The 15,917-nt window shown below is 43.0% G+C and carries 11 protein-coding genes; 7 read left to right on the top strand and 4 right to left on the bottom strand.

Annotated features, from left to right (window positions below):
* Positions 1-105: 105 nt before the first annotated feature.
* The 3 genes from QL919_RS07870 (at position 106) to QL919_RS07860 (ending at position 4,667) form a co-directional block, all read left to right on the top strand.
* Entirely contained in the window at positions 106-2,145 is a 2,040-nt protein-coding gene (locus QL919_RS07870; protein WP_290189005.1) for a BCCT family transporter, read from the top strand.
* Between the two features lie 153 nt (positions 2,146-2,298).
* Positions 2,299-3,336, top strand: coding sequence for a tRNA dihydrouridine synthase DusB (dusB, locus tag QL919_RS07865; RefSeq protein ID WP_290189004.1), 1,038 nt, complete (start codon positions 2,299-2,301; stop codon positions 3,334-3,336).
* A 443-nt stretch (positions 3,337-3,779) separates the two neighbouring features.
* Entirely contained in the window at positions 3,780-4,667 is an 888-nt protein-coding gene (locus tag QL919_RS07860; RefSeq protein WP_290189003.1) for an SDR family NAD(P)-dependent oxidoreductase, read from the top strand.
* Positions 4,668-5,045: 378 nt separating this feature from the next.
* Here QL919_RS07860 and QL919_RS07855 read toward each other — a convergent pair whose 3' ends face one another.
* From QL919_RS07855 to lipB, 4 genes are all read right to left on the bottom strand, one after another.
* Positions 5,046-6,020, bottom strand: a complete 975-nt coding sequence (locus tag QL919_RS07855) for a sterol desaturase family protein (RefSeq protein WP_290189002.1) — start codon at positions 6,018-6,020, stop codon at positions 5,046-5,048.
* Between the two features lie 238 nt (positions 6,021-6,258).
* Positions 6,259-6,732: a hypothetical protein gene (locus tag QL919_RS07850; protein ID WP_290189001.1), complete on the bottom strand. Its 474-nt coding sequence runs from the start codon at positions 6,730-6,732 to the stop codon at positions 6,259-6,261.
* Positions 6,733-6,893: 161 nt separating this feature from the next.
* On the bottom strand, positions 6,894-7,424 hold the full coding sequence (locus tag QL919_RS07845; RefSeq protein ID WP_290189000.1) for an inorganic diphosphatase: 531 nt from the start codon (positions 7,422-7,424) through the stop codon (positions 6,894-6,896).
* Between the two features lie 192 nt (positions 7,425-7,616).
* Entirely contained in the window at positions 7,617-8,489 is an 873-nt protein-coding gene (lipB, locus tag QL919_RS07840; RefSeq protein ID WP_290188999.1) for a lipoyl(octanoyl) transferase LipB, read from the bottom strand.
* Between the two features lie 511 nt (positions 8,490-9,000).
* Here lipB and QL919_RS07835 point away from each other — a divergent pair.
* From QL919_RS07835 to msrAB, 4 genes are all read left to right on the top strand, one after another.
* The gene (locus QL919_RS07835; protein ID WP_290189049.1) at positions 9,001-10,410 is read left to right on the top strand and encodes a coniferyl aldehyde dehydrogenase; all 1,410 of its coding nucleotides are present in this window, start codon (positions 9,001-9,003) and stop codon (positions 10,408-10,410) included.
* A gap of 368 nt (positions 10,411-10,778) precedes the next feature.
* A complete protein-coding gene (locus QL919_RS07830) occupies positions 10,779-12,722 on the top strand; it encodes a glycine betaine ABC transporter substrate-binding protein (RefSeq protein WP_290188998.1) in 1,944 nt (647 codons plus the stop codon).
* Positions 12,723-12,842: 120 nt separating this feature from the next.
* Positions 12,843-13,727, top strand: coding sequence for an ATP-binding cassette domain-containing protein (locus tag QL919_RS07825; protein ID WP_290189048.1), 885 nt, complete (start codon positions 12,843-12,845; stop codon positions 13,725-13,727).
* Positions 13,728-14,028: 301 nt separating this feature from the next.
* Complete coding sequence (msrAB, locus tag QL919_RS07820; protein WP_290188997.1) at positions 14,029-15,831, top strand: bifunctional peptide-methionine (S)-S-oxide reductase MsrA/peptide-methionine (R)-S-oxide reductase MsrB; 1,803 nt, start codon at positions 14,029-14,031, stop codon at positions 15,829-15,831.
* Positions 15,832-15,917: the final 86 nt, after the last annotated feature.

The following is a 15,917-nucleotide window of genomic DNA, read 5'->3' as shown; positions in this document are numbered from 1 at the left end:
AACTGTTATTTGTGCATACCATAGACACATTTATACTTTGAAAAACGGATGGTTATATAACAGTATTAGGCACATATACCAATTTATAATTTTTGAGAGCATTTTATGAGTAAGTTATCTGGCTCTACTATTCTGATGCCCGTATTTATACCGACAGCGATTGTCATGATATTGCTGGTGATTGGCACTTCGGTCAATCCACAACTGGCTAGTGGCTTGTTTGAGCAAGTGCTGAATTTTACCACTGAGAATTTCGGTTGGTTTTATATGCTGGCAACCGCGCTGTTTTTGATATTTATTGTGGTGCTGGCGTTTTCGCCTTATGGCAGTATCAAGCTTGGTCCTGATCATGGCGATGCGCAGTACAACTTTATTGAATGGTTTTCGATGCTATTTTCGGCAGGCTACGGTATTGCGCTACTGTTTTATGGTGTCGCTGAACCGGTGCTACACTTTGCAACGCCGCCGCTGTCAGAGCCGCAAACCATTGCTGCTGCCAAAGAAGCGATGCAGATTGCTTATTTTCACTGGGGTTTTCATATTTGGGCGATCAACGGTGTTGTCGCGCTGACGTTGGCTTATTTTGCTTTTCGTCAAGGTTTGCCCTTATCAATGCGTTCGACGCTTTACCCTATTATCGGTGACAAAATATACGGTCCTATCGGCCATGCAGTCGATGTATTTGCTATCTTAGGTACTTTGTTTGGATTAGCAACCAGCTTAGGTATTTCAGTCTCGCAAATTAATACGGGTTTGAACTATTTGGTTCCTAGTATCCCAGTTAATACCACCGTTCAGGTCATTGCCATTACTTTAATTACTGGTTTGGCATTGATATCAGTATTGGCCGGTATGGATAAAGGGGTCAAACGCCTGTCTATCTTGAATATGATACTGGCAACATCGCTGATGTTGTTTGTGTTTATCGTTGGTCCTTCCGTATTTATTCTAAATGCCTTTATGGAAAATACGGGCAGCTATTTGGGCAATATCGTTGAGCGTACTTTTAGCTTACAGGCTTATCAGCAAGGCGATTGGATTACCAGTTGGACGCTGTTTATCTTTGCATGGACGATTTCATGGTCACCATTTGTCGGCATATTTATTGCTAAAATCAGCCGTGGTCGTACCATTCGTGAGTTCATCGCAGGTGTGATGCTAGTGCCAACCATCTTTACTTTCTTTTGGTTTGCCGTATTTGGTGACACAGCGCTAAATATGATCATGGTACAAGGCTATGAGTCATTAATTACTGAAGTACAGAATAATCAAGCGATTGCTTTGTTTAAGCTACTTGAGAATCTGCCTTTTACGCAAGTAGTGTCAGCTCTGGCGGTCGTGCTTATTATCACCTTTTTTATCACCTCATCTGATTCGGGCTCTCTAGTCATTGACTCGTTAGCAGCAGGAGGTCGTAGTGATACGCCAGCGTGGCAGCGCACGTTTTGGGTAGTGATACTAGGTGTTGTCGCCTCTGTGCTTTTGCTGGCAGGGGGTCTACAGGCTCTGCAAACAGCAGCTATCGTCAGCGCCTTACCGTTTACCATTATTATTTTGATTGCTATGTATGGTATGTGGAAAGCGTTACGCATCGAGGGGCATCGCAATGAGAGTTTGGCGAACGAGAATCATTTGCCGCCGCATCTGCTCAAGCTTGATGCTTGGCGTGACCGGATTGATTACATCACTGAGCAGCCAAGCCGCGAGGATGTTTTAGACTATATTAAAGGTATTGTCATGTCATCGATGACTGAGGTAGCTGAAAAGTTTAAAGAGACTGGCTGGCACCCTGAAGTGAACTATGATGACACCAATAATCGAGCGGTATTGGAGCTGCAACGTGGCGATGACGTGGAGTTTTGGTATGAGGTGCGCTTGACCCATCAGGATACACCTGATTACTATAAGGAAGGCACAAGCAGCCATACACAAGATCACTATCACCGCGCCCAAGTTTATCTGCGCCGCGGCGGTCAGACCTATGATTTGTACGGCTATCAGTCTGAGTCAGTGATTAACGACATCATCGATCAGTTTGAAAAATATCTGTACTTTTTAGATGAGTCGCCTAATAGCTTACCTTGGCGCATGCAGGAGCATGATGAAGACATCACGCTAGAGCAGGGTAGTGTGTTTGATAAGTAGTGTGTTTGATAAGTAGTGTGTTTGATAAATAGTTGGTTTCATTATTAAAACTGAGTATTTATTGTTGCAAGTTATTCATCTGAATGGCTTGCAATAAAGTCAAGAACCCTTAGAATAACGGCTTGTTTTCATTACGAATCAAGCCATTTTTTTATGCTTATAAATAATCCAGTTTCTTCTGACTCATCTGCACCAATCGCTAATGATCATCCGTTGTTACAACCGTTAACTATCGGTGGTCTGACGATTGAAAACCGTCTGATGGTGGCGCCCATGGCAGGCGTGACGGACAATCCCTTTCGAAGGTTATGCAAATCCTTTGGTGCCGGTCACGCAGTCAGCGAGATGATAATCGCTGATACAGCGCTTTATGCACGCAAAAAATCTCTTTATCGTGCCAATTTCGATAATGAAATCGCGCCTATTTCTGCACAGATAGCTGGAGCTGAGCCGGATAAACTTGCCGAAGCGGCTCGTTATCAGATTGATAATGGCGCGCAGATTATCGATATCAATATGGGCTGTCCTGCCAAAAAAGTTTGTCGCAAGCTGGCAGGTTCGGCGTTGTTGCAAGACGAAGATTTGGTCGCGCGTTTGCTGGATGCCGCTGTGAATGCTGTTGACGCACCGGTGACATTAAAAACGCGCTTAGGTTTTGAAAATGGACGCGAGAATATTTTGCGCGTGGCAAAGCGAGCAGAGCAAGCAGGCATTGCTGCTATTGCTATTCATGGGCGCACTCGTGAGGATATGTATACGGGTGAAGCGCGTTATGAGCTAATACGTGAGGTCAAAGAAAGCATCAGTATTCCTGTTATCGCCAATGGTGATATTGATAGCGCACAAAAGGCTCAGCGTGTTTACGAGTTAACTGGTTGCGATGCGGTGATGATTGGCCGTGCTGCTCAAGGGCAGCCGTGGATATTTCGAGATATCGAGCATTTTTTGCGTACTGGTGAGCGCCTTGATGCGCCAAGTGTTAGCGAAATTAAGGAGATTGTACTCGCGCATCTACAAGAGCTATATAACTTTTACGGTGAATATTCTGGTTGCCGTATCGCCCGCAAGCATATTGCTTGGTATACCACGGGTATTCCTAACTCTAATGCTTTTCGCCAAGCGATGTATGGTGAGGAGAGCACCGCTGGGCAATTTCGCGTGGTCGAGGCTTTTTTGCACGCTCATGAATAATACAGCTCATAAGTAATAGGTAAGTATGGTTTGCCCACAATAGAATGGTTACGGCGCCAACCTCGCTAAGCATACACATGTATAACTGGCGCTCGGTTTCCTTGTATCACTATTGTTGTGGATTGACTGTAGATGTCTATTGGCAAGAGTGTACTAAGTTATTAGAATCGTTTTATTCATCTAATAAGGAAGTTTTACTTTCAATTCGAACAGCAGCAGTAGACTTAAAAAAGTTCGTGCGCTACGATTTTATCTAGATAAGCAATTTCATTAGTAATAAGCACAAAGTCCAATATTATGCAATAAACATATTGTGTCTATAAAGTTCTATAATCAGCGATCTTTTGGGCTTTAAACCGCTGTTTTATTCACTTTGTCCCATGTTTTTTTGCTATGCTATAAACGAACGTTCATAGGCATAATACAAACAAAAAGGATTTTTTATGGCTAATCCCTCGAAAAAAGCAATTACTAAAGCGGTAAAAGACAAAAATATTATCATCACTGGTGCATCAAGTGGTATTGGTGAGCGTACGGCCTTTTTGCTCAGTGAGTGCGGTGCACATGTTATCTTATTAGCACGTACGGAAGAAAAATTAAAAACGGTTAAAGACAACATTGAGGAGCTTGGTGGTAAGGCCACTTATTACCCTTGTGATTTGACCAATATGGATGAGATTGAAAAAGTCAGTGAGCAAATCTTAACTGATTTCGGTCATGTCGATGTACTGGTTAATAATGCCGGTCGCTCGATTCGCCGTTCGGTACACGAATCTATCGATCGTTTCCATGATTTTGAGCGTACCATGGATATCAATTACTTTGGCGCTGTCAAAATCATTCTTGGATTCTTACCGACGATGATTGGACGTCAAACGGGTCAAATCGTCAATATCTCATCTATTGGTGTATTAGCAAATAGTCCACGTTTTGCCGCTTATGTCGCGTCAAAATCAGCGCTGGATGCTTTTAGCCGTTGCCTAGCTGCTGAGGTCAAAGGAGATAATGTGACAATTACCAATATCTTTATGCCATTGGTACGCACGCCTATGATTGAGCCAACCAAGTTGTACCGCTACATGCCTGCACTCATGCCAGATGAAGCGGCGATGATGGTAGCGAAAGCAATTGTCCGTAAACCAAACAGCATCGCCAGTAACATGGGTAAGTTTGCATCGGCTACTTATTCATTAGCACCAGCCATCAACGTGGGTATTCAGTCTATGGGTTATCGTATTTTCCCAAGTACCCGTGTGGCGCAGATCACCGATAAGAAACCAAACCTTGCGCAGCGTGCCTTTGCTAGGATTTTACCGGGTGAGCATCACTAAGATAGTACGTTTGATGAATTTAGGAAAAGAGATGCTACGGTATCTCTTTTTTATTGCCTTGAAAGGTATATATAGTTTATATATACAGATAAAGTAGCAGATTTTTATTTACCACAACATCAATTATGGTAGTAATCATGGTTCCCTAGTGAGGACTTGAACCTTGATCTGTAGGCTAATGATATCGAGGTTTTGAATTATTGTGATAACTACAGTGTACTTGATGGTGTACTTACCATATATATTCTATTCGTAGTCAGTGCGCTATACAGGCATCAGGCTATCTCATTAAAACCTTCCAAGTTAGCACCTATAAATGTGACAACATAGATCAGCAGGAAATTTCTCTTGTTCAAGTTTCTGTTATGGCAACAAAACTTAAGCTGCACTCGGCGGGCTAAACAAAACCTTCAACTTGTTTTTAATACCTTTAGCGCGGAAAAATCGTTGCCACATGCGATAGAAAACATCAAATATTAGCTTGAAAATATTGTCATGGCTCGCTTCACCCACTGCGCCATACTTAACTGGATTGTTAATGGTATCTTCTTCCACGTAAGTACCGAACCAACGATCAAATAGAATGATAACGCCACCGTAGTTTTGGTCAATATACTCCTCATTAGCGCCATGGTGAGCACGATGATTAGAAGGGGTATCAAAAATATACTCTACCCATTTAGGAAATTTACCGACCGTTTCAGTATGGATAAAGAATTGATAGATCAGATCGAGTGCATAGAAGAAAAACACCCAAACAGGATGAACACCAAGCATCATAAGCGGTACAAAGAATAACCACCAGCCAGTGACTGAATACAATAAACTCTGCCTCATAGCAGTAGATAAATTCATCTTATCATCAGAATGATGCAGCACATGCGCTGACCAGAACCAGTTGACTCTGTGTGAAGCACGATGGAACCAGTAATAGCTGAATTCAACAGCAATGAATATGGGAATAACCGTTAGCCAGGTTACTTCAATTGTGAAAAGACGATATTGATATAGCCACAGACAGATTGGTAATACAATTAACGCTTGTACAATCAACTCAAACGTTAAATAAGAACCGCCCAAGCTAAAATTAGTAATGGTTCTTTTTAAGCTAAATGAATCACCGTACCCACGCTTAGACTGATAAAACCATTCAGCCAAAAACAGTAGAAAAAATGGCACGCCCACCAAAGGCAATAACCATTCCTGCCAATGCGAAGGTAAAACATTGCCTAACAACGGTTGCAAAGATTCAGGAGCAATCTGCAAAATAGTCTGATTTAAAACGTCTTTGTAACCGTCTAAGGCTTGACCGTATTCACCTATATTTATTAGCTTATTATTGATATCTTCCATGGAAACCATCCCAAGATGTGATCTTATAATTTTTGATTATATAGAATTCCACCACTTAAATCATAAATTTATGTATTGATTGAACATGAATTTAATAACTATAAGTTTTCATTAAGGATGAGAGATATTATTACCTTTTTATATAGGGTATACTCCAAGGGAATCGGTTATTTCACCCCTCAAACCTATTAATAGACCACTCATAATAGACTGCTATAATGGAACCACTTATAACAGACTAGCCAAACACTCGCCATAATATAAAAAACAATCCTGCCATCACCACAGCGATAACCAGTAGACGTTTCATCCAGTAGGGTAGCAAGGGTTTTTTATAGCCTAAATCGCCCAGTTTGCTATCGACACCCTCCTGTAAGCTCTTAAACTCTTGAGTCTGCTTAGTAGTCTTGACGCGGTTTTTTATCAGTTTTCCAGTTTGATGCTCATCCTCAGTTTCCTGCTCTCTATCAAAACTAATGGCGTGATTGGAGATGCCTTGCTTGTTGGCAATGGTATTGAGGTTTTGCTGCTGCTTTACTTTTAGTGCTGTTTCATAATCATCAATCTGTATCTTGGCCTCATCCATAGTGATGTTTTTATCCGCTGCCAGAGTCTTAATCGCCATGACCAGATTGCCTTTTTCGATCATCATGATGACGTCTTTTGGCAGCTTTGGGTTGACTGGTTTTGAGCTGGGGTCAGAGTTGAACATGATGATCCTTATGATGGAGTGAGCATATGACTAGATTGTGTGGTTTATTATAACCATTTTACTGACGTAACGTTCAAGCAAAAAAAATACCGCAATCATGATGAAAGCGGTATTTTAAACAGAGTTTTTTTTGTTTGTTATCACCAGTTTATAGTGCGGGCTTATAGGTCTTTCCAACGCTGGATAGACTCTTTTATAACTTCTTTCGCTTCTGCGACGTCACCCCATGATTCGACCACAGTGGTGCCTGGCTTTTTCAAATCTTTATAGTGGCTAAAATGGAACTCTAACTGGTTAATTAGCTGCTTTGGTAAATCTGCTAGGCTGTTGTAAGCATTGCCTGTATCACGGTCATCAGCAGGTACGACAACGATTTTGTCATCGACTTCACCGTCATCAACGAACTTCATAACACCGATAACTTTGGCTTTTAAGAAAATACCCGTTGGTAGAGGCTGCTCAGTCAAAATCAATGCGTCAAGCTCATCACCGTCTTCATCCAGTGTTTGCGGGATAAAACCGTAGTTGCATGGTTTTGCGAAGATTTGTGGATCAATACGATCAAGCTCAAACACCGCCAATTCGCGATTCCATTCGATTTTATGGCTGCTACCAGTAGGGATTTCTACTACTACATTGATGATGCCGCCATCTACGTCGCCTGCGTCTAAAATTTTGTTAAAATCTGCCATAAAATACTCCAGTTTGCTTTTTTTAAATGCCTGAATAATAGGGATAGGCTAAAGGGATTAATCTGCGCCACTGCAAAATAATTGCTGCGCCCGATTTGTGCCGCTTGCGATTATAACAAGTTTGATTTAAATTTTCTCATAATGCTTAAGTCTAAGCGCGCACGATATTATGCAAAAATAGACATAGAGACATTATTTTGGCTTTATTGCACGTAATTCAATCAATCCAGCATGACGCTTAGCAATATTATCGATGAGTTTTTGCGTGACCTGTGCATAGCTTAAGGAATCGGTTACTTGATTTTCTGCTAACGTTTCATCGCTATCATGATGCATGGTCACAAAGTCAGACAGCCTTAACATCTGCATGCCAGCGTAGCCGCAAGGGTTGATGGCATTAAATGCTGATAGGTCACAATCTAGATTAATCGCAATACCATGGTAGCTAAAGCCATGCTTAATCTTAAAGCCTAACGATGCCATTTTGCCAAGCATAATGGTGTTTTCGGTGTTTGTAGTGTCAGTACCTGCAGAGTCAGAGCTTGTGGTATCCGTAGAGAAGCTAGAATCTGACGCGTTAGCGCTGCTAGAGGTATCAGCATATAAATACACGCCTGGTGCATCGCGGCGCGCATGAGCACTAATATGCCCAGTGCTAGATAAGGGGTGACTCTGTAAGCAATCATTAATCACATCTTCGATTGCCTGCTCAGCATGTGATACCAGATTGCGTACGCTCCAGCCCACACTATCTAGGTCAAACAAAAAATAAATAACCAACTGCCCGTGACCGTGCCAGGTGACTTGACCGCCGCGATCCGTCTTAATGATAGGGGTGTCCGTGTGCTGCAAGATGTGCTCTTCTTTACCAGCTTGTCCTAGAGTATAGACATCATTGTGATCGACAATCCATAACTCATCAGGTGTCCGCAGCTTGTGTTGTTTTTTTAAATCAATGCGCGCTAAGGTGCGGGCGAGCATTGCATCGAGAGTAGGAACATAGTCTGCCGCTGATAGAGATTTACTGACCAGCGTGTCATTCAGCTGTTGCATGGGATTTTGCATGAGAGTCGCAGTCTTTTGTGGTTTGGTTTAGAACGAATTTATTATGACTAAGCATTGCTATTGAGTGTAGCAGTTTTTGTGAATGTGCAACACGCCCTAGCGAATTTTTGGTAAAAACTATCGATGTTTTTAAGCCATACCAAAAAGCTGTTATAAAAAGTCAGACTTAAAAGTCACATTGATGAATACTTGGGTGTTAGGGCGTATCAGGTATTGATTATAGTACAAACGCAGTAGTCAACTTAATATACTGTTCATTACGCAGCTGATGCGCTACATTAAAGCGCAATGAATGGAATCTCATTGGTCAGGCTCTCGTGCTAATGACAGGCGCTATTAGCCATAAGTTAGTGGCTGACTAGAAATATAGGGCTTTTGACCCAAGATAGGGTACTGACTCCAACGCATATACCAAGGAAGACTAATGACAGATATTACTGTAGACACCCAATTAGATACTCAAAATCAGACCGCCATCAATACTGGTCTGGTACAGCACCAAGCGCCAGAAATGCATAGCATTGCCTATACGGTAGAGGATATGCAGGAGCAATTCTCACATCTACAAGCATTGAGCCGTTCACAGCCGATAAATGATTGGGTAACTCGCTTGACTCAATTAGAAAATATCGAGATGATGTTGAGTGACAACCAAGCAAATTTTGCTCAAGCTATTAGCGAAGACTTTGGTCATCGTAGTGAGTCAGAGACTCAGTTTGCAGAGCTGTTTCCGAGTTTCACTGGCATCAGCCATGCCAAAAAATATGGCAAAAAATGGATGAAAGCACATCGTGCGCCTATTTCTGCCTTATATATGCCTGCTCATAATGAAATCCAGCCACAGCCATTAGGCGTGGTCGGTATCATGGTTCCTTGGAACTATCCGCTGTTTTTGGCGGTAGGACCGCTGATCGATGCTCTTACCGCTGGTAACAGAGTCATGATCAAAATGAGTGAGGCGGCACCGCAGTTTGCTCAGACCTTTGCTGATGCGATTGCACGTTATTTTTCATCAGATATGGTCTGTGTGGTACTGGGTGAGGTTGATATTGCTGTTGGTTTCAGTGAGCTGCCATTTGACCACTTGCTTTATACTGGTTCCACTGCGGTTGGTAGAAAGGTCATGGCGGCGGCGGCGCCAAACCTAACCCCTGTTACGTTGGAATTGGGCGGTAAGTCACCGGTCATTGTCTTAGATGATGCCAATTTAGAGTCTGTGGTCAATCGTGTGATGATGGGCAAAACATTGAATGCCGGCCAAACCTGTATCGCGCCTGACTATGTCTTGATTCCGCGTCAGTATCATGTGCAGTTTATTAATCTGGCCAAAGAATGGGTAGAAAAACACTATCCTAATATTGAAAGTAACCCAGACTACTCACGTATCATCAATGGTGAGCAATTTAAGCGTGTGAAAGGCTACTTGGATGCTTTATCCAGTGATGAGGTGCATGAGCTTACCGCTGTTGAATCTAGTATCGAAACACGTCTGATGCCGCCAGTGATTGTTAGTGAGCCTGCTCCTGATAGTGAGGTCATGCAAAATGAGATTTTTGCACCGATTTTACCATTGGTGCATTATGAGTCATTAGATGACGCCATTCAGTTTGTTAATGCACGACCGCGCCCGTTGGCTCTATATGTCTTTGGTGATAATCATACTGGCATAGAAAAGGTACGTAATAATACCGTCTCTGGTGGTCTATGTATCAACGAGGTTATCATGCACGTAGCACAGCATGACTTACCGTTTGGCGGAGTAGGAGATTCAGGGACTGGTGCGTACCATGGCAAAGCAGGTTTTGAACGTCTCAGCCACATGAAGCCAATCTTTGTACAGTCAAAGCTGAATGGCCTAAATATGTTGTTACCGCCTTACGGTGGACTGTTTAAAAAGGCAATGGCGCTGTTCTTGAAGTAAGCGCATTTTGACAGAATTGCAATCTTAAAATAGTGATTGGTGATATATAAGCTCTAACAGAGCTTAATGTTATTATAAAAATCATCACGATAGGAAGCATCTACTTAGGTAGGTGCTTTTTTGTTTTGCGCGAGAGCCGCTTAAGGAGGTTTGACGCCCATTTTCTATATTCTTAGCAGGATGAGTATTGTACTTAATAGCAGTGAAATAAGCATTTGTCATCACTCTGATAAGTCGATACACTTCGTAGTAAGTCTAGACAACAGTTAAGCGGCATCACTTCAATGTCGTTATTAATGTCCCTTTTTTAATAGATTTGTTTGAATACTGCTGCCTTGATGCCGTATAAATAACCAATAGGACCTCCCATGCGCCAATGGATTGCATTAAGTTTATTATGTATGAGTGCGTTGTTACTGCCAGTATCGGCATCAGCAGCCTGCGACTCACCCATCAAATTTGGCGCACTGACATGGGAGAGCGGTCAGTTCATCTCTGGGGTACTAAAGTACATCGCTGAAGATGGCTATGGTTGTACGATTGAAGAGGTGCCGGGTGCTGGTCCTGCGCTTGAAACTGCATTGTCTCAAAACGACATCCAAGTAATTGGAGAGCAATGGGTTGGACGCTCGCCAATCATGGAGCAAGCCATTGCACAAAATAAAGTGGCGGTCATCGGTGATACGCTGAAAGGCGGCGCCACTCAAGGCTGGTATGTTCCTAAATATGTACTAGAAGAAAATCCAGGTCTACGCAGTTATCAGGATTTGCCTAAGTACGCTGGTCTATTTAAAGACCCCGAAGACCCTGGCAAGTCACGCTTTATGAACTGTCCGTCTGGTTGGACATGTGAGATTTTTAATACTCGTTTGCTGAAAAATACTGGTTTGGATAGTATTTTTAACAACGCCCATCCCGGAACGGGTGCTGCGCTTGATGCAGAGATTGCCTCCGCGTTTGAGCAGCACGAACCGCTATTATTCTACTACTGGCAGCCTACAGGCTTGATGGCAAAGTATGACTTTGCGCCGTTAGAGTTCCCTGCTTATGACGACGCCTGTTGGCAAGATTTGCTACTTGCTGATGGTACAGCCGACTGCGTCTCTGGATTTCCTGTATCGCCTTTGGGTATCGCCGTATCGACACCCTTTATTGAGTCTAATTCTGAGCTGGCTGCTGTCTTCGAAAAGGTTCAATTCACCTCCGATGAGCTCAACGGTGCTATCTTAGAGATGAGTGAGAGTAAACGTAGTGGCGATGAGCAAGCCTTAACGTTTTTGCGTGATAACCCCAACGTTTGGCAACAGTGGTTATCTGATGACGCGGCCACGAGTCTTGCTGCTAAGTTAGGTATTAGCCTAACAGGTGCTGCTGTTGCTAGTACTGGTGGTGTTAATGACAGTGCAGCCAGTGACAATCGATTTGGCCTAACATCAGGTTTCCCTTCATGGTCACTTGAGACCCCGCTTAATAACACATTAGCAAGCGTTGTCCAAAACTACGGCGGTGTTTTCCGTAGTATCAGCAATGTCACTTTGACCTACCTATTACTACCCATTGAGCGTCTCTTAACCATCATGCCACCTTGGCTAATCATTGCGCTTGTGACGGTATTGGCTTGGTTTGGCGTGCGCAAAATTTGGTTTGCATTAGCATGCGGGGCAGGGTTGTTTTTAATTGGCGCGTTTGGATTGTGGGGCGCGTTGATTGATACCTTTGCGCTGCTCATCGTATCGGTGTTGGTCACAGTGGTGATTGGCATTCCTATTGGCATTGCCATGTCAGGTAGTAAAATCCTGCGTCAGATAGTAACTCCGGTACTGGATGTCATGCAGACCATGCCAAGCTTCGTCTATCTCATTCCGGTGCTCATGCTATTTGGTATTGGTAAAGTACCAGCATTATTTGCCACGGTTATTTATGCCTTGCCGCCACTGATTCGTTTGACGGCTTTGGGCATTACGCAAGTCAATCATGAGATGGTGGAAGCAGGTCGCTCGTTCGGTAGTACGCACCTGCAGCTACTTATCTGGATTAAGTTACCGCAAGCGCTGCCCAGTATCATGGCGGGTATTAATCAGGCGGTAATGATGTCACTTTCTATGGTGGTATTGGCTTCTATGATTGGTGCCCCCGGTCTTGGCGAAGATGTCTTGCAATCTATCCAAACGCTGAATATCGGTCAGGGCTTACAAGCAGGTACGGCTATCGTCATTGTCGCCATTATTATTGACCGTATAACGCAAGCCTTTGGTCAAGGTAAGCGTGCACGTCAAAAAACTATTGACGCAGGGAAACGCCCGATTGGTTAGTCGTTTACTCAATGTTAAAAGTGAACATGACCCGTCAAAAGTGAGCGTAACAAACAGTGAAAATGACAATAACGAAAACCACAATAACGAAAATAAAAAATACCAATAGCGAGAACAATGATGAATCATATCCAGCTAGAGAACATCAGTAAGATTTATAATGCCAATAGTTCGCAAGCACAGTCTGCTCTGGCATTGCTGGCTGAGGGTATGGATAGCATCAAGGTAAAAGAGCAAACTGGCTATTCGGTTGGTCTATATGATATTAATCTAAATATTAAAGCGGGTGAGCTGCATTGTATTATGGGATTGTCAGGGTCTGGGAAATCAACATTGATACGGCATATCAATCGACTAATTGATCCAACCAGCGGTAAAATATGGGTTGATACCTCTATTAGTGCAAAAAATAAGGACAACACGCACAGTGAAATCATAGCGACTACTAAACCAAGCTCGGCTATCAATATCTTAGAGCTTGATGACAAAGAGTTGCAACATTATAGGCAGCAAACGGTCAGCATGGTATTTCAGCATTTCGGTTTAGTGCCACACATGACCGTCATGCAAAATGTCGCTTACGGTCTGCGTGTACGTAAAATGAGTGTGAGCGAGCGCCATGAAGTTGCAAGACATTGGCTCAATGAAGTTGGATTGCCAAACTTAGAACACAGCTATCCTGATGAGCTGTCAGGTGGGATGCAGCAGCGTGTCGGGCTGGCACGCGCACTGGCAACAGACAATCCAATCTTGCTGATGGATGAGGCGTTCTCCGCGCTTGATCCACTTATTCGTGCTCAGCTACAAGATCAATTGCTTGAGCTACAAGAACGGCTGAATAAGACCATTGTCTTTATCACCCATGATATCGATGAAGCGGTAAAAGTCGGTCAGCGTATCAGTATATTGAATGGTGGGCGCTTAGTGCAAACGGGTACGCCTAATGAGTTACGCCATAATCCAGCTGATGATTATGTGGCGCAATTTATGAGCGCTAAAGCTTAAATAGCCCATTAGTATGGGTGTGTCTGCAATTTTTTATTTTTCATTGACCCTCAAATCTTAATGTATCTGCATACACATAATTATTAACATAAACTCAATCATAATGGGCTACAGTTAATAATAACTCATTGTATTCACACGGTTATGGTCGTAATATCATAACAATCTCAAGCCTATCATCATATTTACAACCTCAATCAATCCCTTTCTTTTTATATTAAAATAATGCATGTCAAATCAACGCCTATTCAGCGCTTTGAACCATTTGCCCATAAAAGTAGTGTCAGTAAAAGGACAGGTTATGCCAGATAAAAAATTTCGTCATAATGACCGTAGTACCGATAATGAGTCAACGTCAGAATCAGCGCATGCTGCATCACGTTGGCTAAAAAATGCCAGTACCTTGGGTGTGACGACAGTATTAAGCGCAGGGTTATTAGCCGCCTGCGGTCAGATGAGTAATGTGGATAATACTAGTAGTAGCACAAACGCAAGTAGCCAAAACAGTGGCGTGAAAAGCTCACGTGATATGCTACCATCCGATATGCTGGGGCAAATGCAGGGATTACCACAGCTGACCAAAGGATTGGGTGATATTGGCGCTGCGGTTATCGACCCCAATAAACCCACCTTGATTAAGTTTTGGGCAAGTTGGTGTCCATTGTGTTTGGGTACGCTTGAAGAGACCGAAAATTGGCGTACGGATCCTAAGTTTACCGACTTAAATGTGGTCACTGTTGCCAGCCCTGGTCATCTGAATGAGAAACCTGATGGCGAATTCAGCACTTGGTATGCTGGTATTCAAGCAGATTATCCAAAATTACCTGTGTTGATGGATGCTTCAGGCGAGCTGATTAATAAGCTTGGCGTGCAAGTATATCCTAGCTGGGCGATACTAGATAAAAATGGCAATTTAGTACATTTGGTCAAAGGCAACATGTCGGCAGAGCAGGCTTATGCCCTCGCTGAAAATGCCAATAATGACTTTGCTGAGCTCAAAGCCGGCAATACCAAGCCGGCAAATACCCAAGCATTAGACAATAACAGTAAGATTGAAACCGTTAAGCAAAAAGACGGTATGTATTATAATGACAAAGGCAAAGCGATTAATACGCGTTCAATCTATCTGGCCGGTGGTTGTTTCTGGGGTGTTGAGGCTTATATGGAGCGTGTTGATGGTGTCGTAGATGCGGTATCAGGCTATGCCAACGGTGACACCGCTAATCCAAGCTATGAGCAAGTGATTCGTGGCTCAGGACATGCTGAGACAGTCAAGGTTACGTACGATGCTGATAAAACTGATCTCGATACTGTCTTAAAATACTATTTGCGTGTGATTGATCCAACCAGCTTAAATAAACAAGGTAATGATCGAGGTGTCCAGTATCGTTCAGGCATTTATTACACCGATAAAGAAGATAAAGCGGTGATTGATGCGGCACTCAAACGTGTACAAAGCCAATATGAGCAAAAGGTAGTAGTGGAAAATGAGCCGCTAGACAATTTCTATTTGGCTGAGATGTATCATCAAGATTACCTTGCCAAAAACCCCAATGGTTATTGCCACGTTGATTTAAGTCTGGCTGATGATAAGTTAGAGGGCACAGAACGTACCAAGCTATCACCTGTAAGCACAGTTGCTGAGGCTTTAAATCCCAAGCGTTATGCTGGTTTTGACAAAAATTCGCTCAAGAAAACCCTCACCAAAGCGCAATACAACATTACGCAAGATGCTGGTACGGAGCGAGCCTTCAGTCACGAATATGATGATTTATTTGCTCCGGGTATTTATGTCGATGTGGTGAGTGGTGAGCCCTTATTTTTATCAACCGATAAATACCAATCTGGCTGCGGCTGGCCAAGCTTTACCAAGCCCATCGACATGCAGGTGATTACTCAGCATGAAGACAAAGCATTTAATATGATACGCACCGAGATTCGCTCGCGGGTAGCAGACTCACATTTGGGTCATGTATTCCCTGATGGCCCGAAAGACCGTGGCGGTTTGCGTTATTGTATCAACGGTGGCGCACTCCAATTTATCCCAGTCGATGTCATGCCGCAGTCAGGTTATGCACCGTTGGTAAAATTGGTTAAGTCATAGTTGTTGTACCATTTAGTTTAAATCAGAAAAGACGTTAAGACTCTTCTTAGCGTCTTTTTTTTATAATATGCTTTGAGCCATACCTC

The organism is Psychrobacter sp. APC 3426, assembly GCF_030408035.1.
In the GTDB taxonomy this organism is placed as follows: Bacteria; Pseudomonadota; Gammaproteobacteria; order Pseudomonadales; family Moraxellaceae; genus Psychrobacter.
The sequence above is the reverse complement of the archived record's forward strand: the minus strand, read 5'-3'. Positions and strand labels throughout refer to the sequence as shown.

Excerpts from the sequence above, each read along its gene's own strand:
- QL919_RS07870 (WP_290189005.1), top strand. The coding sequence starts at position 106 with ATGAGTAAGTTATCTGGCTCTACTATTCTGATGCCCGTATTTATACCG.
- dusB (WP_290189004.1), top strand. The coding sequence starts at position 2,299 with ATGCTTATAAATAATCCAGTTTCTTCTGACTCATCTGCACCAATCGCT.
- QL919_RS07860 (WP_290189003.1), top strand. The coding sequence starts at position 3,780 with ATGGCTAATCCCTCGAAAAAAGCAATTACTAAAGCGGTAAAAGACAAA.
- QL919_RS07855 (WP_290189002.1), bottom strand. The coding sequence starts at position 6,020 with ATGGAAGATATCAATAATAAGCTAATAAATATAGGTGAATACGGTCAA.
- QL919_RS07850 (WP_290189001.1), bottom strand. The coding sequence starts at position 6,732 with ATGTTCAACTCTGACCCCAGCTCAAAACCAGTCAACCCAAAGCTGCCA.
- QL919_RS07845 (WP_290189000.1), bottom strand. The coding sequence starts at position 7,424 with ATGGCAGATTTTAACAAAATTTTAGACGCAGGCGACGTAGATGGCGGC.
- lipB (WP_290188999.1), bottom strand. The coding sequence starts at position 8,489 with ATGCAAAATCCCATGCAACAGCTGAATGACACGCTGGTCAGTAAATCT.
- QL919_RS07835 (WP_290189049.1), top strand. The coding sequence starts at position 9,001 with ATGCATAGCATTGCCTATACGGTAGAGGATATGCAGGAGCAATTCTCA.
- QL919_RS07830 (WP_290188998.1), top strand. The coding sequence starts at position 10,779 with ATGCGCCAATGGATTGCATTAAGTTTATTATGTATGAGTGCGTTGTTA.
- QL919_RS07825 (WP_290189048.1), top strand. The coding sequence starts at position 12,843 with ATGAATCATATCCAGCTAGAGAACATCAGTAAGATTTATAATGCCAAT.
- msrAB (WP_290188997.1), top strand. The coding sequence starts at position 14,029 with ATGCCAGATAAAAAATTTCGTCATAATGACCGTAGTACCGATAATGAG.